The sequence below is a fragment of the Lentzea alba genome (assembly GCF_047445655.1).
Classification (GTDB): domain Bacteria; phylum Actinomycetota; class Actinomycetes; order Mycobacteriales; family Pseudonocardiaceae; genus Lentzea; species Lentzea alba_A.
In genome coordinates this window covers 74,390-99,767 of sequence record NZ_JAJAEG010000014.1, presented here as the reverse complement: position 1 = coordinate 99,767, position 25,378 = coordinate 74,390, and the positions used below count along the sequence as shown (strand labels likewise).

At 68.7% G+C, this 25,378-nt stretch carries 29 protein-coding genes; 12 read left to right on the top strand and 17 right to left on the bottom strand.

Features of this window, described 5'->3' with window-relative positions; translation table 11 throughout:
* The first annotated feature begins 8 nt into the window (after positions 1–8).
* The 5 genes from LFM09_RS23750 to LFM09_RS23730 all read left to right on the top strand — a co-directional run bounded on the left by LFM09_RS23750 (position 9) and on the right by LFM09_RS23730 (position 4,366).
* Positions 9–194: a hypothetical protein gene (locus LFM09_RS23750; protein ID WP_090070955.1), complete on the top strand. Its 186-nt coding sequence runs from the start codon at positions 9–11 to the stop codon at positions 192–194.
* Complete coding sequence (locus LFM09_RS23745; protein ID WP_414098729.1) at positions 195–908, top strand: hypothetical protein; 714 nt, start codon at positions 195–197, stop codon at positions 906–908.
* On the top strand, positions 905–2,173 hold the full coding sequence (locus tag LFM09_RS23740) for a beta-ketoacyl-[acyl-carrier-protein] synthase family protein (RefSeq protein ID WP_414098728.1): 1,269 nt from the start codon (positions 905–907) through the stop codon (positions 2,171–2,173). The genes LFM09_RS23745 and LFM09_RS23740 overlap by 4 nt, the downstream gene beginning before the upstream one ends.
* The gene (locus LFM09_RS23735) at positions 2,170–3,384 is read left to right on the top strand and encodes a ketosynthase chain-length factor (protein WP_414098727.1); all 1,215 of its coding nucleotides are present in this window, start codon (positions 2,170–2,172) and stop codon (positions 3,382–3,384) included. Before LFM09_RS23740 ends, LFM09_RS23735 begins: the two co-directional genes overlap by 4 nt.
* 79 nt (positions 3,385–3,463) lie before the next feature.
* The gene (locus tag LFM09_RS23730; RefSeq protein WP_414098726.1) at positions 3,464–4,366 is read left to right on the top strand and encodes an acyltransferase domain-containing protein; all 903 of its coding nucleotides are present in this window, start codon (positions 3,464–3,466) and stop codon (positions 4,364–4,366) included.
* 133 nt (positions 4,367–4,499) lie between these two features.
* On the opposite strand, the gene LFM09_RS23725 is transcribed toward LFM09_RS23730, so the two are convergent.
* Positions 4,500–5,294, bottom strand: a complete 795-nt coding sequence (locus tag LFM09_RS23725) for a cyclase family protein (RefSeq protein ID WP_414098725.1) — start codon at positions 5,292–5,294, stop codon at positions 4,500–4,502.
* 94 nt (positions 5,295–5,388) lie between these two features.
* Between LFM09_RS23725 and LFM09_RS23720 the strand changes: the two genes are divergently transcribed.
* From LFM09_RS23720 to LFM09_RS23710, 3 genes are read left to right on the top strand one after another with little or no spacing between them, the layout of a single operon-like run.
* A complete protein-coding gene (locus LFM09_RS23720; RefSeq protein WP_414098724.1) occupies positions 5,389–5,679 on the top strand; it encodes an antibiotic biosynthesis monooxygenase family protein in 291 nt (96 codons plus the stop codon).
* Complete coding sequence (locus LFM09_RS23715) at positions 5,676–6,707, top strand: CaiB/BaiF CoA transferase family protein (protein ID WP_414098723.1); 1,032 nt, start codon at positions 5,676–5,678, stop codon at positions 6,705–6,707. The genes LFM09_RS23720 and LFM09_RS23715 overlap by 4 nt, the downstream gene beginning before the upstream one ends.
* Before the next feature lie 10 nt (positions 6,708–6,717).
* The gene (locus tag LFM09_RS23710; RefSeq protein WP_414098722.1) at positions 6,718–7,650 is read left to right on the top strand and encodes an LLM class F420-dependent oxidoreductase; all 933 of its coding nucleotides are present in this window, start codon (positions 6,718–6,720) and stop codon (positions 7,648–7,650) included.
* A 745-nt stretch (positions 7,651–8,395) separates the two neighbouring features.
* Here the strand turns inward: LFM09_RS23710 and LFM09_RS23705 are convergent.
* The 6 genes from LFM09_RS23705 to lpdA form a co-directional block, all read right to left on the bottom strand.
* Complete coding sequence (locus LFM09_RS23705; protein WP_414098721.1) at positions 8,396–8,905, bottom strand: hypothetical protein; 510 nt, start codon at positions 8,903–8,905, stop codon at positions 8,396–8,398.
* A 46-nt stretch (positions 8,906–8,951) separates the two neighbouring features.
* Positions 8,952–9,680: a lipoyl(octanoyl) transferase LipB gene (gene lipB / locus LFM09_RS23700; RefSeq protein ID WP_414098720.1), complete on the bottom strand. Its 729-nt coding sequence runs from the start codon at positions 9,678–9,680 to the stop codon at positions 8,952–8,954.
* Positions 9,637–10,215: a phosphatase PAP2 family protein gene (locus LFM09_RS23695; protein ID WP_414098719.1), complete on the bottom strand. Its 579-nt coding sequence runs from the start codon at positions 10,213–10,215 to the stop codon at positions 9,637–9,639. Before LFM09_RS23695 ends, lipB begins: the two co-directional genes overlap by 44 nt.
* Positions 10,212–11,102 (bottom strand): TIGR01777 family oxidoreductase, encoded by an 891-nt coding sequence (locus tag LFM09_RS23690; protein WP_414098718.1) that lies wholly within the window; start codon positions 11,100–11,102, stop codon positions 10,212–10,214. The genes LFM09_RS23695 and LFM09_RS23690 overlap by 4 nt, the downstream gene beginning before the upstream one ends.
* A 155-nt stretch (positions 11,103–11,257) precedes the next feature.
* On the bottom strand, positions 11,258–12,994 hold the full coding sequence (gene sucB, locus LFM09_RS23685) for a 2-oxoglutarate dehydrogenase, E2 component, dihydrolipoamide succinyltransferase (RefSeq protein ID WP_414098717.1): 1,737 nt from the start codon (positions 12,992–12,994) through the stop codon (positions 11,258–11,260).
* A gap of 50 nt (positions 12,995–13,044) precedes the next feature.
* Positions 13,045–14,433: a dihydrolipoyl dehydrogenase gene (gene lpdA, locus LFM09_RS23680; RefSeq protein WP_414098716.1), complete on the bottom strand. Its 1,389-nt coding sequence runs from the start codon at positions 14,431–14,433 to the stop codon at positions 13,045–13,047.
* A gap of 179 nt (positions 14,434–14,612) precedes the next feature.
* Between lpdA and LFM09_RS23675 the strand changes: the two genes are divergently transcribed.
* Entirely contained in the window at positions 14,613–14,939 is a 327-nt protein-coding gene (locus tag LFM09_RS23675; RefSeq protein WP_414098715.1) for an oxidoreductase, read from the top strand.
* Here LFM09_RS23675 and LFM09_RS23670 read toward each other — a convergent pair.
* From LFM09_RS23670 to LFM09_RS23660, 3 genes are all read right to left on the bottom strand, one after another.
* On the bottom strand, positions 14,936–15,400 hold the full coding sequence (locus LFM09_RS23670) for an OsmC family protein (RefSeq protein WP_414098714.1): 465 nt from the start codon (positions 15,398–15,400) through the stop codon (positions 14,936–14,938). The genes LFM09_RS23675 and LFM09_RS23670 overlap by 4 nt on opposite strands.
* Before the next feature lie 203 nt (positions 15,401–15,603).
* A complete protein-coding gene (locus LFM09_RS23665; RefSeq protein ID WP_414098713.1) occupies positions 15,604–16,110 on the bottom strand; it encodes a S1 RNA-binding domain-containing protein in 507 nt (168 codons plus the stop codon).
* A 157-nt stretch (positions 16,111–16,267) separates the two neighbouring features.
* Positions 16,268–17,740: a leucyl aminopeptidase gene (locus LFM09_RS23660; RefSeq protein WP_414098712.1), complete on the bottom strand. Its 1,473-nt coding sequence runs from the start codon at positions 17,738–17,740 to the stop codon at positions 16,268–16,270.
* Between the two features lie 202 nt (positions 17,741–17,942).
* Here LFM09_RS23660 and LFM09_RS23655 point away from each other — a divergent pair, with 202 nt between their 5' ends.
* Positions 17,943–19,178 (top strand): amino acid permease, encoded by a 1,236-nt coding sequence (locus tag LFM09_RS23655; protein ID WP_414098711.1) that lies wholly within the window; start codon positions 17,943–17,945, stop codon positions 19,176–19,178.
* Here LFM09_RS23655 and LFM09_RS23650 read toward each other — a convergent pair.
* The gene (locus tag LFM09_RS23650) at positions 19,108–19,386 is read right to left on the bottom strand and encodes a hypothetical protein (RefSeq protein ID WP_414098710.1); all 279 of its coding nucleotides are present in this window, start codon (positions 19,384–19,386) and stop codon (positions 19,108–19,110) included. The genes LFM09_RS23655 and LFM09_RS23650 overlap by 71 nt on opposite strands.
* A gap of 92 nt (positions 19,387–19,478) precedes the next feature.
* Between LFM09_RS23650 and LFM09_RS23645 the strand changes: the two genes are divergently transcribed.
* Positions 19,479–20,567, top strand: a complete 1,089-nt coding sequence (locus LFM09_RS23645) for a branched-chain amino acid aminotransferase (RefSeq protein ID WP_414098709.1) — start codon at positions 19,479–19,481, stop codon at positions 20,565–20,567.
* On the opposite strand, the gene cobS is transcribed toward LFM09_RS23645, so the two are convergent.
* The 3 genes from cobS to cobU are packed head-to-tail and all read right to left on the bottom strand — an operon-like array spanning position 20,564 to position 22,855.
* Entirely contained in the window at positions 20,564–21,265 is a 702-nt protein-coding gene (gene cobS / locus LFM09_RS23640; RefSeq protein ID WP_414098708.1) for an adenosylcobinamide-GDP ribazoletransferase, read from the bottom strand. The two genes, LFM09_RS23645 and cobS, sit on opposite strands and share 4 nt — an antisense overlap.
* Positions 21,262–22,305 (bottom strand): nicotinate-nucleotide--dimethylbenzimidazole phosphoribosyltransferase, encoded by a 1,044-nt coding sequence (cobT, locus tag LFM09_RS23635; protein ID WP_414098707.1) that lies wholly within the window; start codon positions 22,303–22,305, stop codon positions 21,262–21,264. The genes cobS and cobT overlap by 4 nt, the downstream gene beginning before the upstream one ends.
* A 10-nt stretch (positions 22,306–22,315) precedes the next feature.
* Positions 22,316–22,855, bottom strand: a complete 540-nt coding sequence (gene cobU, locus LFM09_RS23630; RefSeq protein WP_414098706.1) for a bifunctional adenosylcobinamide kinase/adenosylcobinamide-phosphate guanylyltransferase — start codon at positions 22,853–22,855, stop codon at positions 22,316–22,318.
* A 17-nt stretch (positions 22,856–22,872) separates the two neighbouring features.
* On the opposite strand from cobU, the gene LFM09_RS23625 reads away from it, so the two are divergent.
* The gene (locus LFM09_RS23625; RefSeq protein ID WP_414098705.1) at positions 22,873–23,073 is read left to right on the top strand and encodes a hypothetical protein; all 201 of its coding nucleotides are present in this window, start codon (positions 22,873–22,875) and stop codon (positions 23,071–23,073) included.
* A gap of 16 nt (positions 23,074–23,089) precedes the next feature.
* Here the strand turns inward: LFM09_RS23625 and LFM09_RS23620 are convergent, their stop codons facing one another.
* The 3 genes from LFM09_RS23620 to LFM09_RS23610 are packed head-to-tail and all read right to left on the bottom strand — an operon-like array spanning position 23,090 to position 25,369.
* Positions 23,090–24,076, bottom strand: a complete 987-nt coding sequence (locus LFM09_RS23620; RefSeq protein ID WP_414098704.1) for an aldo/keto reductase family protein — start codon at positions 24,074–24,076, stop codon at positions 23,090–23,092.
* 33 nt (positions 24,077–24,109) lie between these two features.
* Positions 24,110–24,742, bottom strand: a complete 633-nt coding sequence (locus tag LFM09_RS23615) for a class I SAM-dependent methyltransferase (RefSeq protein WP_414098703.1) — start codon at positions 24,740–24,742, stop codon at positions 24,110–24,112.
* Positions 24,743–25,369, bottom strand: a complete 627-nt coding sequence (locus LFM09_RS23610; RefSeq protein WP_414098702.1) for a DUF3043 domain-containing protein — start codon at positions 25,367–25,369, stop codon at positions 24,743–24,745. It lies immediately after the preceding gene.
* Positions 25,370–25,378 lie beyond the last annotated feature (9 nt).

Genomic DNA, 25,378 nt, shown 5'->3' with positions numbered 1-25,378 from the left:
GTGACGCGATGGGGTTGGGTGGCGCGGACCTGCTGACAGCCGCTGCGCGCGCCGCGAGCCGCAACGGGCTCTACGTGGTCTCGATGTACCTGGAGAAAGCCGCGGTCGAGCATCAGCGCAAGGGTTGTCCCTCCGAAGTGGGGCACTGCGCTTACGAGATCGAGGCCTCCCGCGTACTGCTGTCGGGGTTCTAGATGAAGCTCTACGACATCTCGCTGCGTCGCACCGGCCTGTCCATCTCGGACAGACTGGTCGCGGCGCGGCGCCTCGACGCGCTCGGAGTCACGTTCGTCGACGGAGGCCGTCCTGCCCGGTCGTTCTACCACCGGGCTTCGGTCGAGCTCTCGTTGCGGACAGCCACCCTCATCGCTTCCGGTGGTGCGGAAGACCTCACCGCACTGCTCGCCGCGGAAACCCCTGCGGTGGCAATAGTTGTTCAAGGGCACGGCTTCTCGGTTCTCAGAGAAGCCGTGCGTCAACTCGTGCGCGCCGAACGGCGAGTGATCGTCGAGGCGCGGGACTTCTTCGACGGCTGGTTGATCGACCCCGAACACGCTTTGGAGGTCGTGCTGACCGCCGCGGAGGCTGGGGCGGAAACCGTGTTGTTGCACGACACAGCGGGTGCGTTGTGGCCGGACCAGATCGGGGAGATCGTCTCGTCGGTCGCGGAAACCGGTGTGCCCCTTGGTTTCGGATGTCACGACGGCGGCGGCTCGGCGGCGAAACAGCTGTTCGCGGCCGACGCGGGGGCGGGACTCGTACAGGGGTCCTACGCCGTCGTTCGAGGTGGCCTCGATCGGGCCGTTTCACCATCGGTTCATTCGGCAGAAACAGGTATCGCTCCCGTGCCCTGTCCGAGATTGGAGCAGACCGTGTCCGCACAGAAGGCGATTGGAGGTGTCCGATGAGTCGTCGCGCCGTCATCACCGGGGTGGGCGTGGTCGCACCTGGTGGCATCGGAACGAAGGCGTATTGGAAACTGCTGTCCGAAGGGCGTACGGCGACTCGCATCATCACGCACTTCGACGCGTCTCCGTACCGCTCACGCATGGCGGGTGAAGCAGACTTCGACCCCGTGCGCGAAGGCCTTACGCCGCAAGAGATCCGCAGGCTCGACCGGGCGGCGCAGTTCGCCGTGGTGGCCGGCCGTGAGGCGATGGCCGACTCGGGCATCGAGTTCGACCAGCTCGACCCCGGCCGCATCGGTGTCTCGCTCGGCACCGCGGTCGGCTGCACGACCTCGTTGGAGCGCGAGTTCATCGTCGGCTCCGACCGGGGCAAGTACTGGGAGGTCGACCAGTCCTACGCCGTTCCGCACCTCTACGACTACTTCACGCCGTCCTCGATGGCGACGGAGCTGGCGTGGACCGTGGGCGCCGAAGGTCCGGTCTCGGTGGTCTCCACCGGGTGCACCTCCGGGCTGGACTCGGTGGGTTACGCCGCCGAGCTGATCATGGAGGGCTCCGCGGACGTCGTCGTCACCGGCGGCACCGAGGCCCCGCTCTCCCCGATCACCGTGGTGTGCTTCGACGTCATCCGCGCGTCCAGCACCCGCAACGACGACCCGACCACCGCGTGCCGCCCGTTCGACAAGACCCGCGACGGCCTGGTGCTGGGCGAGGGTTGCGCGATCATCGTGCTCGAGGAGCTGGAGCACGCCCGCGCTCGCGGTGCGCACATCTACGGTGAGGTCGCCGGCTTCGCCTCGCGGTGCAACGCCTACCACATGACGGGCCTGCACCCCGAGGGCATCGAGATGTCCGACGCCATCAACATCGCGCTGAAGCAGGCGCGTGCGGACGCCACGGACGTCGGTTACATCAACGCGCACGGCTCGGGCACCAAGCAGAACGACCTGCACGAGACGGCTGCGTTCAAGCGTTCGTTGGGCGCGCACGCGTACAAGACACCGGTGTCGGGCTTCAAGTCCATGATCGGGCACTCGCTCGGCGCGATCGGTTCGCTGGAGATCGTCGGCTCGCTGCTGGCGTTCGAGGAGGACCTCATCCCGCCGACGGCGAACCTGCACGAGCCGGACCCCGAGTGCGACCTCGACTACACACCGCTGGTCGCGCGGGAGAAGAAGGTGAACACGGTTTTGACCGTGGGCAGTGGTTTCGGTGGATTCCAGAGCGCCATGGTGCTCAAGAAGGTGGAAGGGGCAGGCCGGTGACTCGGGCGGTGGTGACGGGAATCGGCATCGCGTCGCCGAACGGGCTGGGGCCGACCGCGTACTGGCGGGCGACCCTGCACGGGGAGGCGGCGATCAAGCCGATCACCCGGTTCGACAGTGCCAACTACTGGGCGAAGATCGCCGGTGAGGTGCCGGGCTTCGAGGCAGGCCGGCACCTGCAGGGCCGGCTGCTGCCGCAGACGGACCACATGACGCGGTTGACGCTGGTGGGCACGGACTGGGCGTTGCGCGGCGCGGGTGTGCAGCCCAACGACATCCCGGACACCGACATCGCGGTGATCACCGCGGCGACGGCGGGCGGGTACGAGTTCGGTCAGCGCGAGTTGCAGAAGCTGTGGCACCAGGGGCCCGAGTACGTCTCGGCGTACCAGTCGTTCGCGTGGTTCTACGCGGTCAACACGGGCCAGATCTCCATCCGCCACGGCACGCGCGGTCCCGGCGCGGTCGTCGTGTCCGAGCAGGCCGGTGGCATCGACTCCATCGGGCACGCCCGTCGTCAGCTGCGCAAGGGCGTGCAGTTGGCGTTGACCGGTGGCATGGACTCCTCGCTGTGCCCGTGGGCGTGGGTGGCGCACCAGGCGTCGGGTTGCCTGTCCCGCAGCAACAACCCTCGCCGTGCCTACCTGCCGTTCGACCGCGACGCCTCCGGGTACGTCGCGGGCGAGGGCGGCGCGATCATGGTGGTCGAGACACCGGAGTCGGCGGCCGAGCGTCCCGGTACCCGGATCTACGGCGAGATCGTCGGGTACGCCTCGACGTTCGACTCGCGGATGCCTTCCCGTGAGCCGGGGCTGAAGCGGGCGGCCGAGCTGGCGTTGCGCGACGCCGGCATGGACGCCTCGGAGATCGACGTGGTGTTCGCCGACGCGGCCGGGATTCCGGAGCTCGACAAGGCCGAGGCCGAGGCGATCAAGGGCATCTTCGGGCCGTTCGGGGTTCCCGTGACGGCGCCGAAGACCATGACCGGGCGGCTGTTCGCCGGTGGTGGGTCGCTGGACGTCGCCTCGGCGATCCTCTCGATCTACTGGTCGGCGATTCCGCCCACCGTCAACGTCGAAAACCCCGTGCCGGAGTACGAGATCGACCTCGTGATGAACGAGGCCCGGCACGGGAAGGTGCGCGCCGCTCTGGTTCTCGGGCGCGGCAAGGGCGGGTTCAACTCCGCCATGGTGGTTCGCGAGTACAGGTGATGTCACCGTTTCTCAGGGGTCGCGAGATGTTTCGCGGCCCCTGAGCCGTTTCTGGAGGCTTCTTGTGGATGTAGCGCTGATGTTTCCCGGGCAGGGGTCGCAGTACCCGCGGATGGCGGCTTCCCTGTACGGCACGGATTCCGTGTTCACCTCGGTGATCGACGAGGTGTTCGAGCTGTTCGGCGAAGTTGGTTCTCTTGCATGCGAGGACTGGTTGTCGGGTGCTGACATCGATCACGTGTCGCGAGCGCAGCCGTTGTTGTTCGCGGTCGACTACGCGTTGGGGCGCACGGTTTTGTCGTGGGGCGTCTCGCCGGTTGCGCTGATCGGACACTCTGCGGGGGAGGTCGTCGCCGCGACTTTGGCGGGGGTCTTCTCGTTGGAGGAAGCGGTTTCGATGGTGCGGGACCGGGTGGTGTCGGCGGTGTCGATTCCTTCCGGTGGCATGCTGGCGGTGGCGGCTTCTGAGGCTGATCTTTTGCCTTATCTCGTCGGTGATGTCGCGATCGCCGCGGTGAACTCGGCTCGGCAGACGATGCTGGCGGGGTCGGACGAGCCGCTGGCTGCGGTTCGCGCGCGGTTGGAGGCGGACGAGTACATCGTGGTGACCGTGCCGGCTTCCACGCCGTTCCACTCGCCGGCGATGCAGCCCGCTGTGGATGAGGCTTTGGCCGCTTGGAACGTTTCGCCTGTGCCGCCGACGATGCCGGTGTACTCGGGGTACACGGGCAAGCTGATGACCGCTGAGGATGCTTTGTCCGCGCGGTTCTGGACTCGGCAGCTGACCGATGCCGTCTACTTCGGACCGGCGTTGAACGAGTTGCTGGCGATGTACGACGTGTTGCTGGTGGAGGCCGGGCCTGGTCAGACGCTGACGTCGTTCGCGCGCCGCACGAAGGCTGTGCGGTCCGGGGTTTCTGCTGTGTTGCCGTTGCTGGACGCTTCGGATTCCGTTGAGGCTGCCCGGGCTCGGCTGGTTTAGGGCGTATAAAAGGGCCGCCCTCTCCTGGAGGGCGGCCCTTTGGCGGTCAGTCAATGCCGCGGACGATGTGGTCTTCGTTCTCAGGTGGCCATATTTCGTTGTTGCCCATACCTTTTACGGTAGGTATGGTGATTCAGCTCTCACTTGAGACTTGGTCGTCGAGGAGAGCGACGGCCCTGGTCCAGCCCGCGCCGGCGCCCTTGATCTTGACCGGGAACGCGACGACGGTGAACCCGAAGTCCGGCAGTGCGTCGAGGTTCGCGAGGCGTTCGATCTGGCAGTACTCGCGGTCTCTTCCCGCGAAGTGCGCGGGCCACAGCACGCTTTCGTCCTTGGTCGCGAGGTAGCGCTTCACGATGTCCGGGAACGGCGCGTCGAGGCTGAACGCGTCGGTGGCGATCACCTTGACGCCCAGGTCCAGCAACAGGTTCGTGGCGGGGCCGTCGAGCCCGGTGTAGTCGGTGAAGTAGGTCTGGGTGCCCGCGTGCTCGGCGGCGCCGGTGTCGAGGATGACGATGTCCATCGGCTTCGGCGTGTACCCGATGCGGGCGAACTCCTTTTCCAGGACTTCGGGCCCGATGACGCCGGTGCCGTGGCCTCGCACGTCCAGCTTGACGCCGGGGTTGTGGAACCACTCCAGCGGCATCTCGTCGATGTGGCGCGGGATTCCGTTGCCGTAGGTGGTTTTCGAGCCGTAGTGACTCGGCGCGTCGACGTGCGTGCCGGTGTGGGAGGTGAGGCTGATGCGGTCCAGCGTCAGGAACTCCGAGTCCCGCAGCACGGACACGTCGAACTCGATGCCGAGCCTTGCTTTCAGCTGCTCGGCCATGTGTTCGGCACCCTGCGCGGCCGTGAGCACCTCGTGCGTCACCGGGTCCGCTTCGTACGCGGATGCGTCAATGTGGGAAGACAGATCGATGATGCGCATGCCGGTGAGCTTGGCGGGCGTTCCTTGAGCACGTCTCAAGACGCGGTGTGCATGGTTCTCCTTGGTATTCGGTCGTTGTAGGGGAGAACCTCGCATGATCACCTTCGTGAACCGCTTCACGCTCACCGGTGCCCCCGAGGAGTTCGAGAAGGCCTTCGACGAGACGGCGGCGTTCCTGCGCGAGCAGCCGGGCCTGATCAGGTACACGCTGTCGCGCCAGCTCGACGACCCGGCGTCCTATGTGAACATCGCGCTGTGGGAGAGCGCGGACGATCTGCGCGCCGCTCTCGCGCACCCGGACTTCGGGGGACACGCCAAGGCGATGCGCGGTCTGGCAGAGTCCACCGGCGCGATCTTCGGCCCGCGGCTGTCCTTCGAAGCGTGATGGCTCCTCTGGAGGGTTTGCGGGTCGTCGAGTTCGGCGGCATCGGGCCCGGTCCGCACGGGGCGATGCTGCTCGCGGACCTGGGCGCGGAGGTCGTGCGCGTCGAGCGACCGTCCGGCGGGCTGTCCGTGGTGCCGGACGCCTCGCGCGACTTCCTGTTGCGCGGCAGGCGTTCGGTGTCCGCGGACCTGAAGTGCGCCTCCGGCCGTGCTTCGGTGTTGTCGCTGATTTCGAATGCTGACGTGGTGATCGAGGGCTTCCGTCCTGGTGTGCTGGAGCGTCTCGGTCTGGGGCCGTCCGACTGCCTGGCGGTCAATCCGGGTCTGGTCTACGCGCGGATGACCGGGTGGGGGCAGACCGGGCCGCTGGCCGATCGGGCCGGTCACGACATCAACTACCTGTCGGTGACCGGTGTGCTGCACGCGATCGGCAAGCCTCCGCTGAACCTCGTCGGCGACTTCGGCGGCGGTTCGCTGTACCTGGTGCTGGGCGTGCTGGCGGCGTTGTGGGAACGGCAGCGCACCGGACGTGGCCAGGTCGTCGACGCGGCGATCGTCGACGGGGTGGCGTCGCTGGCCCAGATGATCTGGTCGATGAAGGCGCAGTCCGTGTGGGAGGACTCTGCTGACTCGAACCTTCTCGACGGCGGCTGCCCGTTCTACTCGCTGTACGAGTGCGCGGACGGCCGTTCCGTCGCCGTGGGCTCGCTGGAGCCTCAGTTCTATGCGCTCTTGTTGTCCGGACTCGGTTTGTCCGCTTCAGACCTGCCTGCGCAGATGGACCGTGATGGCTGGCCACTGCTGCGCAAAACGTTCGCCGAGGTGTTCCTCAGTCGGACCCGCGACGAGTGGGCCGCGGTGTTCGAGCGCTCTGACGCCTGCGTGACCCCGGTGCTGACACTGGACGAGGCCGCCTCGCACCCACACCTTGTTGCGCGCGGGGTGTTCACTTCGGACGGTGCGGCCGTACCCGCTCCTCGCTTCGGGCAAGTCTCAACTGGTGGTGCCAGACATCGTTCGCACGACTAAGTTCTTTGGTGTGGAACTGCGCATCTTCACCGAGCCCCAGCAGGGGGCGAGCTACGACGACCTGCTCCGCGTGGCGCGGACGGCCGAGGACGCCGGCTACGGCGCCTTCTTCCGCTCCGACCACTACCTGAAGATGGGCTCCGCCGACGGCCTGCCCGGCCCGACGGACCCGTGGATCACCTTCGCCGGCCTGGCCCGCGACACGTCGACGATCCGCCTGGGCACGCTGATGACCGCCGCGACGTTCCGCTACCCCGGCCCGCTGGCCATCAGCGTCGCCCAGGTGGACCAGATGTCCGGCGGCCGCGTGGAGTTCGGCATCGGCGCCGGCTGGTACGAGACCGAGCACACCGCCTACGGCATCCCGTTCCCGCCACTCGGCGCCCGCTTCGAACGCTACGAGGAACAGCTCGCGATCATCACCGGCCTCTGGGAGACGCCGCTGGGCGGCACGTTCTCCTTCGAGGGCAAGCACTACTCGCTCACCGACTCCCCGGCCCTGCCCAAGCCGGCCCAGGACCGCATCCCGGTCCTGATCGGCGGCCGCGGCGCCCGCCGCACCCCGGCCCTGGCCGCCAGCTACGCGACCGAGTTCAACCTGCCGTTCGTAGGCATCGACGACGCCGTCGAGCAGTACGCCCGCGTCGACGCCGCGTGCACCGAAATCGGCCGCGACCCGAGCGAAATCATCCGCTCAGTCGCCCTCGTGGTGTGCTTCGGCCGCACCGACGCGGACGTCGCCCGCCGCGCCGCCGCGATCGGCCGCGAGGTGTCCGAGCTCAAGCAGAACGGCCTCTGCGGCACTCCCGCCGAGATCGTCGACCGCATCGGCACGTGGCGCGAGCAGACCGGCATCCAGCGCGTCTACCTGCAGACCCTGGACCTGTCCGACCTCGACCACATCACCGAGATCGCCGCCGACGTGGCCCCGCAGCTCGCCTGACATCCGATATATCGCGCGCCTGATATATCGGATATCGCATATCACGCCAGAACGCGGTCAGCCCGATATCCGATATCCAGTACATCGGATATCGGGTGACCCGACGTCCTGCCGGTGCTGACGTCCCGCAGCCAGTACATCGGATATCGGGTGACCCGACGTCCTGCCGGCGCTGACGTCCCGCAGCCAGTACATCGGATATCGGGTGACCCGACGTCCTGCCGGCGCTGACGTCCCGCAGCCAGTACATCGGATATCGGGTGACCCGACGTCCTGCCGGCGCTGACGTCCCGCAGCCAGTACATCGGATATCGGGTGACCCGACGTCCTGCCGGCGCTGACGTCCCGCAGCCAGTACATCGGATATCGGGTGACCCGACGTCCTGCCGGCGCTGACGTCCCGCAGCCAGTACATCGGATATCGGGTGACCCGACGTCCTGCCGGCGCTGACGTCCCGCAGCCAGTACATCGGATATCGGGTGACCCGACGTCCTGCCGGCGCTGACGTCCCGCAGCCAGTACATCGGATATCGGGTGACCCGACGTCCTGCCGGCGCTGACGTCCCGCAGCCAGTACATCGGATATCGGGTGACCCGACGTCCTGCCGGCGCTGACGTCCCGCAGCCAGTACATCGGATATCGGGTGACCCGACGGCCAGCCGGCGCCGACATCCCACATCCAGTACATCGGATAGGGGATATCGGCCAGGTCGTGCGACATATCGGCTATCGGATACCGGGCATCAGGCCAGCGCGCGCCGGACCGCGTCGGGCATCGGCATGGTGTACCGCCCGACCCGGCGCCGATAGCCGATATATCGCAGCTGGAGCGCGGGGTCGTCGAGGTAGCGGCGTTCCAGCCCGTCCTGCCCGAGCACCAGCTTCAGCCCGCGTCCGAGCATCGACGGCGAGTCGAGCTCGAACTGGTCGCGCAATACATCGGCGGCAGCGTGGTCGCCGAACTCCAATGCGGCCCGCCGCACCGACTCGACCGGCACCATCAGGTTCTGCTCGTCGGCGCGGACCCCGTCGCGATGTGCGATGTCCAATGCACGGAGCGCCTTCTGGTGCGCCCCGCCATCGAGCCCCAGGTAGTACTGCTCCCAGTCGCCGACCCGGATCTCACCGCTCCACGCGCGAACGGGTGCGGCCGCCGCCACCGGCCCGTTCGCTTGAGCGCTTCCGGTCATCCCCGACGACGCGAACGCCGTGATACCTGCAGCCGTGAACAACTGGCGTCGAGAAAGTCTCACGACGCACCCTCCTCCGGAATCGCGCGGCTCAGCCCCCGGCGCGCGGCTACGGAATGCTAGCGAAGGTGATCCCCGGCGCGACGGGGCCAGTGCGGGTCAAAGTGCGGTCCGTCAGGGGGAGCGAACCCTGCAGCGCCGCGAGCACAGCGTCACGGGCCAGCGGCAGCACCTCGGCCACCGTGACGTCCCGGTCCAGCTCGTGCGAGAGCGAAGCGACGCCCGCGTCCTTGATGCCGCACGGGATGATGTCGCCGAACGCGTCGAGGCTCGCGTTGCAGTTGATCTCGAAGCCGTGCATGGTCACGCCGCGCTGCACGCGGATGCCGATCGCGGCGACCTTGCGCTCCGGGCCGCGGTCGTCGGCGGGCAGCCAGACGCCGCTGCGGCCCTCGACCCGGCCGGTGCGGACGCCGAGCTGGTCGCACACGTCGATCAGGCCCTGCTCGATGCGCCGCACGTACTCCATGACGTCGATCGGGTCGGCCAGCTTGACGATCGGGTAGCCGACCAGCTGACCCGGTCCGTGCCAGGTGATCTTGCCGCCGCGGTCGACGTCGATGACCGGGGTGTCGCCACCGCGCGGGCGCTCCTCGTCGAGAGTTCGCCGGCCGCACGTGTAGACCGGCGGGTGTTCCAGCAGAAGCAGCGTGTCCGGGCCGGTGCCGTCGGCGCGCGCTTCCGCGATCTCCTTCTGGAGGTCCCACGCCGCCATGTAGTCGATGAGCCCCAGCTCACGGATCACGACGGGGTCTTGCGAGGTGCGACACGAGTTCACGACCCGACGTTACCAATCCCAGGGACAGTGCGGCCACGAGCCCGACACCCGTCACACCCAGCACCGCACCGACGACATCGGTGACCCAGTGCATCTCCAGCACGACCCTCGCGAACCCGCCGACGAGCACCGCCACCACAGCCCACAGCGCACCCCGCCGCAACAACACGACGAGCGTGAACGCCACCGAAGCCACCGCCACCGTGTGCCCGCTCGGATAGCTCGGCAGGTGGTACTCGATGGGCCGCACCCGGTCGAACACCCACCGCACCAGCACCGTCGCGCAACACAGCCCGTGCAACGCCAACGCCTTCCACAGTCGCAGATCCCGCCGACGCCACGCCAGCACGAACAACACCGCCGCGAACGACCACCCGAGCGTCGGCCCCAGCACCAGGCTCACGCCGTACGCCATCGCGCGGAGCCACTCCGGCCGCGGCAGCCCGTCGTGCACCCACACGTCGAGCCCGGTGGCCTCCGGTACGCCGAGCAACAACCAGGAGACCACCAGCACGGCGGCGATGACACGCGTCATGCAACCGCCGCGTTCAGCGCCGCCGGCAGTGCCGGGTGCATGAAGTGGAACCCGCGGCTCTCCAGCACCGTCGGCGTCAGGCCCGGCCCGCTCAGCAGCAGCTCCTGCGCCATCTCACCGCCGAGCAACGTCTTCAGCGCGAACGCCGGCACCACCCACGGCGTCGGCCGGTGCAGCGCGGACCCGACCGCCTTGGTGAACTCGGCGTTCGTCACCGGCGTGGGCCCGGCGACGTTCACCGGCCCGCGGATGTCGTCGTGCTCCACGACGAACCGGTAGGCCGACACGACGTCGTCGAGCGACACCCACGGAAAGAACTGCTCGCCGGTCCCCAGCTTCCCGCCCAGGAAGAACTGGAACACCGGCTTCAACCGCCCGAACACCCCTCCGGACGGAGAGATCACGACGGCGGTGCGCATCAGCACCACCCGCACGCCGCCCTCCTGGGCCGCGGACGTCGCCGCCTCCCAGTCCTGGGTCAGCCGCGACATGAACGTGTGCCCGCCCGGCGCGTCCTCGTCCGCGAGCCGCGAACCGGTGTCGCCGTAGAAGTGCGCACCCGACGCGCTCACCAGCGCCGGCACGCCGTGCTCGACGACCGCCGCCGACAACACCTCGGCCGGCACGACCCGGCTGTCGTGCAACACCTGCTTGCGCGCGTCGTCCCACCGCTTGTCACCGATGCCCGCGCCGCACAGGTTGATGACGGCGTCGACGCCGTCGAACGTCCCGGAGTCGATGCGCCCGGCGTACGGGTCCCAGCCGCGTTCGTCCGGCGCGGCGGCTTTGCGGCGCACCAGCCGCAGCACCTCGTGACCGGCGGCGCGCATCGACGCCACCAGGCTCGTCCCGATCAGGCCCGACGATCCCGCGATCACAACCCGCATAGCTAGATCGTTCCCCACTCAACCATCGCGTGCACAGCCATACATCACATACCGGACCCAGGATGTGCCGAAGGCCACCCAGGCAAACCGGGGTGGCCTTCAGATCACACTTCAGTGATATCCGATATATCGGATATCAGTCCTGCTCAGGGCGGTCAGAGGCCGAGGTCGGCCTCGAACGCGCCCTCCTCGAGACGGTTCTTGACCGTCGTGAGGAAGCGGCCCGCGTCGGCACCGTCGACCAGGCGGTGGTCGTAGGTGAGCGCGAGGTACATCATCGAGCGGATCGCGATGGTGTCGTCGCCGGCCTCGTCGGTGATGACGACAGCACGCTTCTTGACCACGCCGACACCCAGGATGCCGACCTGCGGCTGCTGGATGATCGGGGTGTCGAAGAGCGCGCCGTTGCTGCCGAGGTTGGTCAGCGAGAACGTGCCACCGGCGAGCTCGTCCGGCGTGAGCTTGTTCGAACGGGCGCGCGCCGCCAGGTCACCGATCTTGTGGGCGATGCCCGACAGGTTCAGGTCACCGGCGTTGTGGATCACGGCGTTGAGCAGGCCGCGCTCGGTGTCGATCGCCAGACCGAGGTGCTCGGCACCGTGGTAGGTGACCTCCTTGCGCTCCTCGTCGATCGACGCGTTGAGCACCGGGTGGGCCTTGAGCGCCTCGATGGCGGCCTTGGCGAAGAACGGCAGGAACGTGAGCTTCGCGCCCTCACGCGCCTCGAACGCCTTCTTGGCCTGGTTGCGCAGCCGGGCGATCTTGGTCACGTCGACCTCGAACACCTGGGTGAGCTGGGCCGACTGCTGCAGCGACTCACGCGTGCGCTGCGCGACGATCTGACGCAGACGCGGGAGCTTCTGCACGGTGCCGCGCTTGCCCGAGTTGTCCACCGGGGCGGTGGCGGTGCGGGCGGCCGGAGCGGTGGCAGCCGGAGCAGCGGCGGGCGCGGGAGCCGGGGCCTTCTTGGCCTCGACCGCGGCGAGCACGTCCTGCTTGCGGATGCGGCCACCGACGCCGGTGCCCTTCAGCGAGCCCAGGTCGATGCCGTTCTCCGACGCGAGCTTGCGCACGAGCGGAGTGACGTACGGCGTGCCGTTCGCGTCGTCGCCCGAAGCGGACGGCGCGGCGGCGGGAGCAGCCTGCGGAGCCGGAGCGGCCGGAGCCGGTGCGGGCGCCGGAGCAGCCTGCGGGGCCGGAGCCGGGGCAGCCGCGGGAGCCGGTGCCGGAGCAGCCGGGGCGGGGGCGGGCGCCGGGGCGGGAGCGGCGGCCGGAGCCGGGCTGCCCGAACCGATGACGGCGAGCTTGCCACCGACCTCGACGGTCTCGTCCTCACCCGCGGTGATCTCGAGCAGCGTGCCCGCGACCGGCGACGGGATCTCGGTGTCGACCTTGTCCGTCGAGACCTCGAGCAGCGGCTCGTCGACCTCGACGCTGTCGCCGACCTGCTTCAGCCAGCGGGTGACGGTGCCCTCGGTGACGGACTCGCCGAGCGCGGGCATCGTGACGTCGGTGCCGGAAGCGGAACCGCCGGACTGGGCGGGAGCCGGAGCCGGAGCTTCCTGGGCGGGGGCGGCAGGAGCCTCTTCCTGCGCGGGGGCCGGAGCCGGGGCGGACTCCTGAGCAGGGGCGGGCTCGGACGCGGGGGCGGCGTCACCGTCACCGATGACGGCGAGCTCGCCACCGACCTCGACGGTGTCGTCCTCCTGCGCGACGATCTTCTGCAGGACGCCGGCCGCCGGGGACGGGATCTCGGTGTCGACCTTGTCGGTGGACACCTCGAGCAACGGCTCGTCCACCTCCACCCGGTCGCCTTCCTGCTTCAACCACCGGGTGACCGTGCCCTCGGTGACGCTCTCACCGAGTGCGGGCATCTGGACGGAGAAGGCCATTGTTCGCTGACTCCTCGTGCTCTCGTGTGGCTGACTTGGATGGGGAACGGTCAGCCGTGCACGTGCAGCGGCTTGCCGGCCAGGGCGAGGAAGGCCTCGCCGAGGGCTTCAGTCTGGGTCGGGTGGGCGTGGATCAGCGGAGCCACGTCCTCCGGGTAAGCCTCCCAGCTGTAGATCAGCTGTGCCTCACCGATGAGCTCGCCGACGCGTTCGCCGACCATGGTGACGCCGACGACGGGGCCGTCCGGCGCCTTGACCAGCTTCACGCCACCAGCGGTCTTGAGGATCTGGCTCTTGCCGTTGCCCGCGAGGTCGTAGATGAACACCTCGGCCGAGCCGTACTTCTCCTTCGCGGCGGCCTCGGTGAGACCGACGGAGGCGACCTCGGGCTTGCAGTAGGTGACGCGCGGGATGCCCGCCTCGTCGATCACCTTCGGGTTCTGGCCGGCGATCTCCTCGGCCACGAAGATGCCCTGCTGGAACCCGCGGTGCGCGAGCTGCAGGCCCGGCACGATGTCGCCGACGGCGTAGACGTTCGGCAGGTTCGTGCGCAGGCGCTCGTCGGTGATGACGAACCCGCGGTCGATCGTGATGCCGGCTTCCTCGTAGCCGTGGCCCGCGCTGTTCGGGCCGCGGCCGACCGCGACGAGCAGCAGGTCGGCGTCGAGGACGTCGCCGTTCTCCAGCGTGATCGACACGCCCGAGTCGGACTGGGTGGCGCCGGTGAACTTCACGCCGGTCTTGAACTTGATGCCGCGCTTGCGGAACGCGCGCTCCAGCTGCTTGGACGCGTACTCGTCCTCGGCGGGCACCAGGCGGGGCAGCGCCTCGACGATCGTGACCTCGGCACCGAACGACTGCCACACGCTCGCGAACTCCACGCCGATGACGCCGCCGCCCAGGACGACGACCTTCTCCGGGATGAAGTCCAGGTTGAGCGCCTGGTCGCTGGTGATGATCCGGCCGCCGATCTCCAGGCCGGGAAGGCTGCGCGCGTACGAACCGGTCGCGAGCACGACGTTCTTGCCGGTGTAGCGCTGGCCGTTGACGACGACGGTGTTCGGGCCGACGAACGTGCCCGCGCCCTCGACCAGGGTGACCTTGTTGGCCTTCGCGAGACCCTGCAGACCCTTGTAGAGCCGCGAGATCACGCCGTCCTTGTACGAGTTGACGCCGGCGATGTCGATGCCCTCGAGCGAGCTCTTCACGCCGAACTGGTCGCCTTCGCGCGCGTTGTCCGCGACCTCTGCCGCGTGCAGCAGCGCCTTGGTCGGGATGCAGCCGCGGTGCAGGCAGGTGCCACCCAGCTTGTCCTTCTCGACCAGGACGACGGACAGGCCGAGCTCGGCCGCGCGGAACGCGCAGGCGTAGCCACCCGATCCACCGCCGAGGATGACGAGATCGGCGTTGGTGGCCGACTCCAGTTCCGGCGAAGTCACTTCGGATCTCCTCGGGATTACTTACTACGCGCGGGTGCGCGCGAGGTACGCGGCCATCTTGTCACTAGTTGCCAGAGCATGGTGATCCGGCATAGGACACCACGTCTCGATCTGATCATTCACCTACTCATAACACCCTCACCTGGCACCATGGTGGAGGGAAGCGCAGGAGGTGCTCGATGGGGCTGTTCGATCGTTTTCGCAGGAAGCCGCGCCCTGGTGTGCTGCGAACCGCCTCCAACCAGGACACGAGCCACCTCGAACAGTGGACGAAGAGCCGCCACGGCGTCGAGGCCTATGTGGAGCCGAAGACCACGGTGACCGAAACCACTGTGGTTCTCGTCGCTCACGACGGCGAGTGGACCCGCCGCCGAGTCGCGTCACCGGACGCCGCGCGCGCGTTCGCCCGCAAACAGGGCATGCCGATCTACGACGCGGGCATCGTCGGCTACCCGAAGCGCATGCGCGATTACACCGCGCGCAAAAAGGCCAACGGCGAAATCTAGACCTTCACCTGAGGCTCGTGCCTCACCGGGAAATTCACGCTGGCCGCGATGAAGCACATCGAGTGCGCCTTCTCGTGCAACGCCTGCGCCGTCTCCCTCGTCGCGGGATCGGCGATCGTCACCACCGGGTTCAACGTCACCTCGGTGAACCGCCCCGACCCGTCCGGATGCTCGGCCATCGTGCCGGTGGCGTGATCGCGGTAGTCGGTGACGACGACCCCGTTGGTCGACGCCAGGTGCAGGTACCAGAGCATGTGGCACTGCGACAACGACGCGACGAGCAGCTCCTCCGGGTTGTACCGGGACCGGTCGCCGCGGAACGACGGATCCGACGACCCGAGGATGATCTCCTTGCCCTCGGCGTGCACCTCATGCGCGCGCTCGTAGGCCTTGTACCCGGAAGTCCCGCTCCCGGTGTTGCCGGTCCACACGACGTCGACCTCGTACCGATGCGTCCCCATGTGGAAATCCTCCTCGCATCAGTGCCCCGCGCCCAGCCCGTTGAGAGCCGTGTCTCCGTTCAGTCGCCCGCCGTTGGCGCCTCACCGAGCAACTTCCGCCGCAGCGCCTCGAGCCGGATCTCGGCCTCGGTCACCTCGGCCGCCACCGGCTGCGCTTGCAGGTCGTTGATCGACAACGACCACCTGCCCACAATCGAAGCCGCTCACCACTCCACGCGGCTCAGCAGCACCCGGCGCCGCGCCAGATCGACCTCGGCGATCTCGACCGCCATCTCGTCGCCCACGCGCACCTCGCCCCGCAACTGCGCCCGCGGCACCAGCCCCTCGACGCCGTCGGCGACACGGACGAACACCCCGTGATCACCGAAGATCATCGTGACCGGCCCGCGCACCACCTCGCCGATCCGGCCGGCGAGCGGCACGAACGGGTCCGGCTGCAACGCCTTCAGCGACACGCACACCTGCAGCCGCTGCTCGTCAACATCGATCACCTCGCCGCGCACGCGGTCCTCGACAGCGATCACCTCGTCGAGCTCGCGGAAGTGCCGCCAGGTGATCTCCGGCACCCGCACGAACCCGATCGGGTCCTCCGGATCGGGCTCGCCGTCGAGGTGAACGAACACCCCGAAGTTGTGGATCGCCCCCACGGTCCCGCACACCACCGAGCCCTTGCGCACACCCTTCAGGAAGTCACGAGCAGCAGCCGACACAGCACGCAGTAAACCGCTCCCCGCCCCCTTGCAATGAGTCTTTTGCGGACGAAGTCCAAAGAGTCATTGCAAAGCGCCAGGTAGCAGTGACCGATATATCAGTTGGATGCACAACGGGCGGAGCCCCGAAGGACTCCGCCCGCCCAGCGAGCAGGACTCAGCCGTTGGCTGCGATGTCCGCCAGCACGGCCGCGATCGTCCGCACCGGAACGCCAGTGCCGCCCTTCGCGGTGTACCCGTAAGCGCCACCCGTGTGGTACGCCGGACCCGCGATGTCGATGTGCGCCCACTGCACGCCCTCGGCCACGAACTCGCGCAGGAACAGACCGGCCGCGAGCATGCCGCCCCACCGGTGCCCGGTGACGTTCGCCAGGTCCGCCAGGCGCGAGTCGAGGTCCGCGCGCAGCTCCTCGGGCAGCGGCATGGCCCACGCCGACTCGCCGACCGCCGTGCCGATGGCGGCCACGCGGTCGCGGAACTCGTCGGAGCCCATGACGCCCGCGGTGCGCTTGCCCAGCGCGACGACCTGCGCGCCGGTCAGGGTCGCGGTCTCGATCAGGTAGTCCGGGCCGTCCTCGCACGCGCGCACGATGGCGTCGGACAGGATCAGGCGGCCCTCGGCGTCGGTGTTGAGCACCTCGACGGTCTTGCCGCCGTACATGGTCAGCACGTCGCCGGGGCGGTACGCGTCGCCGGACGGCATGTTCTCCGCCATCGGGATCGACGCGATGATCTCCAGCGGGTACTTGAGCTTCGCGGCGAGCACCATCGTCGCGACGATCGCGGCGGCGCCGGACATGTCCGAGGTCATCTCGTCCATGCCCAGCGCCGGCTTGATCGAGATGCCGCCGGTGTCGAACGTGATGCCCTTGCCGACCAGTGCGACCTTCTTGACCGCCTTGGCGCCCTTGTAGGAGATCCGCACGAGCCGCGGCTGACGCGACGAGCCGCCGCCGACGCCCAGGATGCCGCCGAAGCCCTGCTTCTTCAGCGCCTTCTCGTCGAGCACCTCGACGTCGAGGCCCGCGGCCGTGGCCAGCTTCGCGGCGCGGTCGGCGAACGAGGCGGGGTAGAGGTCGTTCGGCGGCGTGTTCACGAAGTCGCGCGCGATGGCGACGGCCTCGGAGATCGCGACGGCGGCCTTCAGCGCGGCCTTGTTCTCCTTCGACGCGGGAGCGATGAGGTCGACCTTCGCGACCGCGGCTTCACCCTTGTCGGACTTGTACTCGGTGAACGAGTAGGCGCCCAGCAGCGTGCCTTCGGCGGCGGCGACGAGGTGCACGGAAGCCAGCGTGTTCAGAGCGCGCTTCTTGCCGGCCAGCGCGCGGGCGGCGACACCGGACGCGCGGCGCACCTGCTCCTCGCCGGCGGACTTGCCGAGACCGACGGCCAGCACGAGCGGGGCGGCGAGCTTGCCGAACGTCGGCACCTTGACGAGCTCGTCGGCCTTGCCGGACGCGCGCAGGGTGCCGAGCACCTCGAGCAGCGCGCCGTCGAACGCGGCGTTGACAGCGTCGGCACCCGGAGCGAGCTCCAGACCGTCCGCACCCTGCAGGGTGCCCACGACGACTGCGTCCGCGGCGGTGGTGCTCAGGTCACCTTCGGTGAGGGCCAGCTTCGGGGCTGTCACGTGCTGCTCCAGGGTTGTGCGTGGTAGGGGCGGTCGGAATCGTGACCTATGCTAAAGGTCCGATCGTCCACCAATGCCGAGGCCCGCCCCGTTCGGCGGCAATCAGTGACGTTGACAGTTGCTCTCGGTGGCGATTCGCCCATTTCACGCATCAGTCGACCGGGTGGTTACGACCGGATGCCGCATCTGCGAGTGTGTACCGGTGACCCACACGCCTCGCGAGATCGTTGCCACGGTCGCGCTCGGTCTGCCCGCGGTGCTCGGTGCGGGGGTCTTCGCCGGATTCGCCCCTGCCGCAAGCCTTGCCGGCTGGTGGGTGCTCCCCGCGCTGGCTCTTTCCGCGTTCGCCGCGCTGTGCTCGGCCTTCTCGACAGCGGACCAGTCCCGTGCCTACCCCGATGCCGGCGGCGGTTACGGATACGTGCGCGCGCAGCTGGGCGTGTGGCCCGCACGGATGACGGCCACCGCCCACCTCCTCGGCCGGTGTGCGATGGCGGCGGTGGTGGCGTTGATGTTCGGCGCGTACGTCGTGCCGGACCAGCCGGTGATCGGCGCGCTCGCCCTCGTCGCGGCCACGGCGCTGCTCGGCGCGGTGGGTTTCCGTTTCACCACAGGCGTCAGCGTCCTCGCCGCACTGGTCGTGCTCGGCGTGCTGGCGCTCGTGGTCGCGTCGAGCTTCTCGATCGAACCGGTGCCGTCGGCAGGCGAGACGGGCACGGTCAACGAGCTGGTGGGCGTCGCGGGCCTGATGTTCATGGCATTCGCGGGTTTCGAACGCATCACCGCCCCGCCTCGCGGTGAGCGGGCGCACTCGCCGGCCGTGCTGAAGATCGCGATTCCGGTCCTCATCGGACTGTCGCTCGTGGTCTATCTGGCCGTGGGTGCCGGTGTGCTCCGTCAGCTCGGCAGCGCGCGCCTCGCGCTGTCACCAGCGCCGCTGCGAGACGCGCTCGCCGCGGCGGATGCGTCCGCGTTGGTGCCGCTCGTGCAGATCGCAGCCGCGGTCGCAGGTGTGGCCGCACTGCACTTCGTTCTCTCGTCCGCACACCGCACGCTGACCGGACTCGTGGAGGACGGCGAACTGCCGTCCCGCCTCATGCCCGGAGCACTCACGTTCGCGGTGGTCGCCGGTTCCGCTCTCGCGATCGTCCTCATGCCGTTGGCGACGGCACTGGGCGTGGCCGCGTGCGCGACGCTCTTCTACTACGCCTTCACGAACGCATCGGCTCGTGTGCTGCTGCAGAACGACCGCACGTGGCCAATGCGCACGGCCTGCCTCGGCCTCGGACTCTCGGTGCTGCTCGCGATGAGCATGCCGGTGCCCGCGCTGCTCATCTCCCTCGCGGGACTGGGCGCGGGCACGGGACTCATCGGCCTGACAGCGTCATTGAGAGGAAAACGAGCAGCAGCACGCCAACACACACCGCAAGCCACGTGACGCGGCTGTTGGTGTTCGGCTTGCCCTTGTTGAGCGAGTAGTAGATCGCCAGGAACATCCCGGCGATGAACACGGCACCCACCACACCCCCGGCGCCGCTGTTCGCCCAGCCGATCAGCAACGTCATACCGGTGCCCAGGACGAGCAGCGCGGCCTGTAAAACGGTGCGCACGTCGGCGCCCTTCGAAGATCCTTCTTCCGTGGTCATGGCCGGGGACTCTACAAAGCCCGACTTAGTAGGACGTCCGAGTTTTGGGAAGACGATTTTCCGTATCCCGACCTGCGGGTTACCGTGCTCACATGACGAGCGAGTTGCCTTTCACCCGGACTCCCCACCCGCACCCGGCGACCCCGGAGCGCGTAGCGGAGGTACTTGCCAAGCCGGGCTTCGGGCAGCACTTCACCGACCACATGGTGACGATCCGCTGGAACCGGGAGAAGGGCTGGCACGACGCTGAAGTCGGCCCCTACAGCTCTCTCTCACTCGACCCCGCGGCAATGGTGCTGCACTACGGCCAAGCGATCTTCGAAGGGCTCAAGGCCTACCGCCAGCCCGACGGTTCGATCGCGTCCTTCCGCCCTGAGGCGAACGCCGCGCGGTTCCGCGCGTCGGCCCGCCGCATGGCGATGCCCGAACTTCCCGACGAGCTCTTCCTGGAGTCTGTCCGGCAGATCCTCGCGGTCGACAACCGCTGGGTGCCGACGGCCGAGGAGGAATCCCTCTACCTGCGGCCGTTCATGTTCTCCACGGAGGCTGGCCTCGGCGTGCGACCCGCGTCCGAGTACATCTACGTGCTGATCGCCTCACCCGCGGGCTCCTACTTCGCGGGCGGCGTCCGGCCGGTGAGCGTGTGGCTCTCGACCGAGTACGTCCGCGCGGCTCCCGGTGGCACCGGCGCGGCCAAGTTCGCCGGCAACTACGCCGCGTCCCTCGTGGCGCAGGCGCAGGCCGCGGAGAAGGGCTGCGACCAGGTCGTCTGGCTCGACGCGGTGGAACGCCGCTGGGTCGAGGAGATGGGCGGCATGAACCTGTTCTTCGTCTTCGGCGACAAGGTCGTCACGCCTGAGCTGACCGGCACGCTGCTGCCCGGCATCACCCGCTCCTCGTTGCTGCAGCTGGCCTCCGACCTCGGACTGTCGGTGGAGGAGCGTCGCATCTCGACGGACGAGTGGGAGAAGGCCAACGCCTCCGGTGAGCTCACCGAGGTCTTCGCCTGTGGCACGGCCGCGGTCATCACGCCGGTCGGCCACGTCAAGCACGCGGGCGGCGAGTTCACCATCGGCGATGGTGGCTCCGGCTCGGTGACGATGAAGCTGCGCGAGCGCCTGACCGGCCTCCAGCACGGCCACGTCGCCGACTCCCACGGCTGGATGACGACCCTGGGCTAGGCGATCACCAGTACGGCCAGAAGCGCGATTTCGGCGGCAGCACCGAGCACATCACCGGTGATGCCGCCGAAACGTTTTCCGGTGTGCTTCACGAGCAGCCACACCAGTGCGCCCGCGACGACGACGGCGACGACCGCCCGCCACCCGAGCGGAACCGCCGCAGCAGCAAGCACCACCCACGTTCCGACGACCACCAGCGGATGCTGTGTGCCCGCAACAAGCGCGCCAAGCCCCTCGGGCCGTGCGGCGGGCACACCACGCATGCAACAGATCCCGAACGCGGCCCGGCTCGTCGCGAACGCCAGCACGATGACACCCCACTGAGCGTGCGGGAGCGCAGCGGCCTGCGCCCCCAGCACGACGATCAGCGAGACGACACCGAACGGCCCCGCGCCGCCGTCCTTCATGACCTTCAGCGCGCGCTCCGGCGGCCCGTAGCAACCGAGCCCGTCGGCCACGTCAGCGAGCCCGTCGAGGTGCATGCCCCGCGTTGCGAGAGCGACGACGCCGACGACCAAGAACCCAGCTACGAGCGCCGATATATTGGATACCGCAAGCAGCTTGAGCACGACGACCACGAACGCGCCGAGCAACACGCCGACGACCGGCGCGCATGCAATGGCCCGCCTTGCCGCTTTGTCGTCGACGTCGTCGACACGCAACGGCAAGACGGTCAGCCAGGAGAGGGCAAGCTTCATTCCTTGTTGGTGACGCCGGCGCTCTCGAACGTCGCCATCTCCGCGATCACCTTCACCGCCGCGATCAGCAACGGCAGCGCTGCCACCGCACCGGAGCCCTCGCCGAGCCGCATCTCGAACTCCAGCAGCGGCTTCAGGTTGAGGTGGCCCAGCGCGATCGCGTGCGCGGGTTCAGCCGACTGGTGCCCGGCGACCCACCACTCACGTGCGCCCGGCGCCAGCTCCTCGGCGACGACAGCGGCGGCACCGACGACGACGCCGTCGAGCACGACCGGAGTCCGTCGCACGGCGGCCTGCGCGAGGAACCCGGCCATCGCCGCCAGGTCCGCGCCACCGGCCGTGGCGAGCAACGCGATCGGGTCGCTGATCACGAGGCGGGCCCGGCGCAGCGCATCCCGGATCGCCGCCGTCTTGCGCATCCACGCCTGGTCGTCGATGCCGGTGCCGCGCCCGACGACCGCGACCGGCTCCGACCCGGTCAGCGACGCGATCAGCACCGCGGCCGGCGTGGTGTTGCCGATGCCCATGTCTCCGGCGACGAGCACGTCGGCGCCCGCGTCGACCTCTTCGTCGGCGATCGCGCGACCGGCCGCGATCGCCAGTTCGCACTGCTCGCGGGTGAGCGCGTCCTCGCGGTCGATCGATCCGGACGACCGCCGCACCTTGTGCGCGCTGACCGCCGCCGGGGTGTCCGCGTCGACCGCCATGTCGACCACGCGCACCGTGGCGCCTGCGACCTGCGCGAGCACGTTGACCGCGGCGCCCCCGGTGAGGAAGTTCGCGACCATCTGGCCGGTCACCTCGCTCGGGTAGGCCGACACGCCCTGCGCGGTCACGCCGTGGTCGCCCGCGAACACGACGACGCGAGGCCGCACGAACGGCTTCGGCGGCACCACGCCCTGGCACGCCGCGATCCAGTTGCCCAGCTCCTCGAGCCGCCCGAGCGAGCCGACCGGCTTGGTCAGCACCGCGTGCCGGGCCTCGGCCTCGCGCAGAACGGTCTCGTCCGGCGGTTCAACCGGCGGGAACTCGGTGCTCACCAGGGCGCTCCTATCGCAGTCTCAGTGGAATGCCGGCGACGAGCAGGAACACCTCGTCGCACACCTCGGCGACGCGCGCGTTGAGCGCACCGAGGTGATCGCGGAAGAGTCTGCCTGAGCGCGTCGACGGAATGACGCCGAGGCCGACCTCCGCCGTCACCAGCACCAGCCGCGCCCGGCACGTGGCGACCGATCGCACGAGTTCGTCGACGTGGAGTTCGACGGTGTCGGTGCCGTTCCCCTCCCACGCGTCAGCGTCGTCCAGCACGCCGACCAGCCACGTCGACAGGTCGTCGACCAGGATCGGAGGGTCTTCGTACTGCGTGGCGGTGAGCAGCGCGGGCAGATCGGGAGGCGCGGAGGCCTCGACCGTGTGCCAAGTGGACGGACGGCGCGCGACGTGCAGCGCGATCCGTTCGTCCCAGTCCGGGTCGTCGGGGTAGCGGCGGGCCGTTGCGACGTAAGTCACGGCAGGCTCGGTCAGCAGGCCTTCCGCGTGCGCTGACTTGCCTGAACGCGCTCCGCCGAGCACGAGAGTGCGAGATGACAAGAGTTAGCCTTCGTCCCATGGAGTTCCGCTGGCGCTACCAGGATGCACAGGGACGCGAGATCGCGGGCCCGGATGTGACGTTCGCCGAGCAGACCGAGGCCGAGGAGTGGTTCAGCGCCGAGTGGCGTGACCTGCTCGACGCCGGGGTCGAGCAGGTCACGCTGCTGCACTCGGAATCCGAGGTGTACGGCCCGATGAGCCTGCACCCTGCCCAATGAGAACAGGGCCGGTTGATCAGCCTTCGGCCGTCAGCCTCGGGTCGTCGGTGATGACGCCTTCGAGGACGTTGTCGATCTGCTTGAGCACGTCGTCGTCGAGCACGATGTCGATGGCCTTGACGTTCTCGTAGACCTGCTCCGGACGCGACGCGCCGATGATCGCGGACGCGACGTTCGGGTTGCGCAGCACCCACGCGACGGCGAGCTGCGCCATCGTGACGCCGGCTTCCTCGGCGATCGGCTTGAGCTGCTGCACGGCCGACAGCACGTCGTCGCGCATCCAGCGCGCGATCATCTTCGACCCGCGCTCGTCGGCGAGGCGCGACCCCTCCGGCACCTCGGCGCCGGGCAGGTACTTGCCGGTCAGGATGCCCTGCGCGACGGGGGAGAAGACGATCTGGCTGAGGCCCTCGCGCTCACAGGCCGGGATGACCTGCGGCTCGATGACCCGCCACAGCATCGAGTACTGCGGCTGGTGCGACACGAACGGCACCTGCAGCTCGCGGGCCAGCGCGGCACCGCGGGTGATCTGCTCGGCGGTCCACTCGGAGACACCGACGTAGAGCACCTTGCCCTGGCGGACGAGGTCGGCGAACGCCAGCATCGTCTCTTCCAGCGGCACCGTGTGGTCGTACCGGTGGGCCTGGTACAGGTCGACGTAGTCGGTCTGCAGGCGCTTCAGCGACGCGTTGGCCGACTCCATGATGTGCTTGCGGCCGAGCCCGCGGTCGTTGGCGCCACCGGGACCGGTCGGCCAGTAGACCTTCGTCAGGATCTCCAGCGACTCGCGCCGCTCACCCTTGAGCGCCCTGCCGAGCACCGACTCCGCGGCGGTGTTGGCGTAGACGTCGGCGGTGTCGAAGGTCGTGATCCCCGACTCGAGCGCCGCCTTCACACAGGCGTGCGCCTGCTCCTCCTCGACCTGGGAACCGTGGGTGAGCCAGTTCCCGTACGAGATCTCACTGATGTTCAGGCCGCTGCGGCCGAGACGACGGAACTTCATACATCGGAGCTTAAACCGAAATCGTTCGTCCTGCTAATGAACTTCGGGTGCGCGCCAGACCAGCGAGTATCGCCAGAACAGGTGCCTGCGAACGCGTGCGCCGGGCGTGATCTTTTCGGCCGCCGCGCGGATCTCTCGCAGTGTCGGCGCCGTCATCACCATCGGCATCTCGGTGTCGTGCGGCGTGCCACCGGTTCCGTTCACCGCTTTGACGAGGCCGACGAGTGCGTTCGCGGGCAACGTCACGAGCTCCATGGCGCGGTCGGTCTTGGACGCCGTCATGTACAGACCGATGATGATCAGCAGCCCACCCGGCTTGGTCAGCCCGGCGAGCCTGGTCAGACCTTCTCGCAACGGCAAGTGGTGCAAACTCGCCTCGGCGGTGACGACGTCGTAGCGTCCCAGTTCGCAGGTCAGCACGTCGCCGTGGATCCACCGGACGCGGTCGCTCGTCGCACTCGCGCGTTCGATCATGCGGGCGCTCGCGTCGATGGCGGTGACCTCGGCGGCGTTGATCGACCGGGCGAGATCGCCGAGCCCGCACCCGACGTCCAGCGCCGAATCGGCCCGAGACGGCAACTGCCGGAGCAGCCAGCGGCGGTACCACTCGTTGTGGTTCCACCGCAGCTTCTCCGGCAGTTGAAGCTTGCGCTGCTTCTCGCGCAACTACTTGACGGCCTCGCCTGGCTTCACACGCGGCTTGGGGACGCGCAGGCGGCGCAGCTGGCTCGCGCGGATGAACGAGTACCAGCCGATCGAGATGCCCTTGATCGGCTCGGTCGGGAACTTCGTCCGGACCTTCCGCGTGACCATCCGGCCGAGGATGAGGCCCTCGATGATCATCGCGATCAGCATGAACGTCGTCGCCAGCGTCGCGTACCGCTGGACCGCCAGCGACGGCGTCAGCAGCGCCACGAACACGAGGATCGCGAGCGGCATGAACAGGCCCATGAGGTTGCGGCGCGAGTCGACGAGGTCGCGGATGTACGCCTTCACCGGACCGCGGTCGCGCGGCAGCAGGTACTTGTCCTCGCCGGCCATCATCCGCTGACGGCGCTCGCTCGCCGCGGCACGGCGCTCTTCCTTGCTCACCTTGTTGCCGCGCATGCGCTTGAACGCCTCGCGCTGCGTGCGGGGCGGCGGCGGGACCGGGCCACTGCGCCGGCCCTGCGCCTCACGCCGCTTCGGCGTGGGCCTGCCCTTGCCCGCCGTGCGGGTGGACTCGGCGACCTCGTCGGTCGACTCGGTGGCCGGGGCTTCGTTAGCGGCGGAGTTGCGGCGCAGGAACCTCACGGCAACAGG

What these genes read in the sequence shown, in the direction of transcription:
- LFM09_RS23670 (WP_414098714.1), bottom strand. Translation starts at nt 15,400, where the DNA reads ATGGGGACGCATCGGTACGAGGTCGACGTCGTGTGGACCGGCAACACC.
- LFM09_RS23725 (WP_414098725.1), bottom strand. Translation starts at nt 5,294, where the DNA reads ATGCGCATCATCGATCTGTCTTCCCACATTGACGCATCCGCGTACGAA.
- LFM09_RS23620 (WP_414098704.1), bottom strand. Translation starts at nt 24,076, where the DNA reads ATGAAGTTCCGTCGTCTCGGCCGCAGCGGCCTGAACATCAGTGAGATC.
- LFM09_RS23675 (WP_414098715.1), top strand. Translation starts at nt 14,613, where the DNA reads ATGGGGCTGTTCGATCGTTTTCGCAGGAAGCCGCGCCCTGGTGTGCTG.
- LFM09_RS23720 (WP_414098724.1), top strand. Translation starts at nt 5,389, where the DNA reads ATGATCACCTTCGTGAACCGCTTCACGCTCACCGGTGCCCCCGAGGAG.
- sucB (WP_414098717.1), bottom strand. Translation starts at nt 12,994, where the DNA reads ATGGCCTTCTCCGTCCAGATGCCCGCACTCGGTGAGAGCGTCACCGAG.
- LFM09_RS23645 (WP_414098709.1), top strand. Translation starts at nt 19,479, where the DNA reads ATGACGAGCGAGTTGCCTTTCACCCGGACTCCCCACCCGCACCCGGCG.
- LFM09_RS23750 (WP_090070955.1), top strand. Translation starts at nt 9, where the DNA reads ATGGGGTTGGGTGGCGCGGACCTGCTGACAGCCGCTGCGCGCGCCGCG.
- cobS (WP_414098708.1), bottom strand. Translation starts at nt 21,265, where the DNA reads ATGAAGCTTGCCCTCTCCTGGCTGACCGTCTTGCCGTTGCGTGTCGAC.
- LFM09_RS23745 (WP_414098729.1), top strand. Translation starts at nt 195, where the DNA reads ATGAAGCTCTACGACATCTCGCTGCGTCGCACCGGCCTGTCCATCTCG.
- LFM09_RS23740 (WP_414098728.1), top strand. Translation starts at nt 905, where the DNA reads ATGAGTCGTCGCGCCGTCATCACCGGGGTGGGCGTGGTCGCACCTGGT.
- LFM09_RS23730 (WP_414098726.1), top strand. Translation starts at nt 3,464, where the DNA reads ATGTTTCCCGGGCAGGGGTCGCAGTACCCGCGGATGGCGGCTTCCCTG.
- LFM09_RS23690 (WP_414098718.1), bottom strand. Translation starts at nt 11,102, where the DNA reads ATGCGGGTTGTGATCGCGGGATCGTCGGGCCTGATCGGGACGAGCCTG.
- LFM09_RS23695 (WP_414098719.1), bottom strand. Translation starts at nt 10,215, where the DNA reads ATGACGCGTGTCATCGCCGCCGTGCTGGTGGTCTCCTGGTTGTTGCTC.
- LFM09_RS23625 (WP_414098705.1), top strand. Translation starts at nt 22,873, where the DNA reads ATGGAGTTCCGCTGGCGCTACCAGGATGCACAGGGACGCGAGATCGCG.
- LFM09_RS23650 (WP_414098710.1), bottom strand. Translation starts at nt 19,386, where the DNA reads ATGACCACGGAAGAAGGATCTTCGAAGGGCGCCGACGTGCGCACCGTT.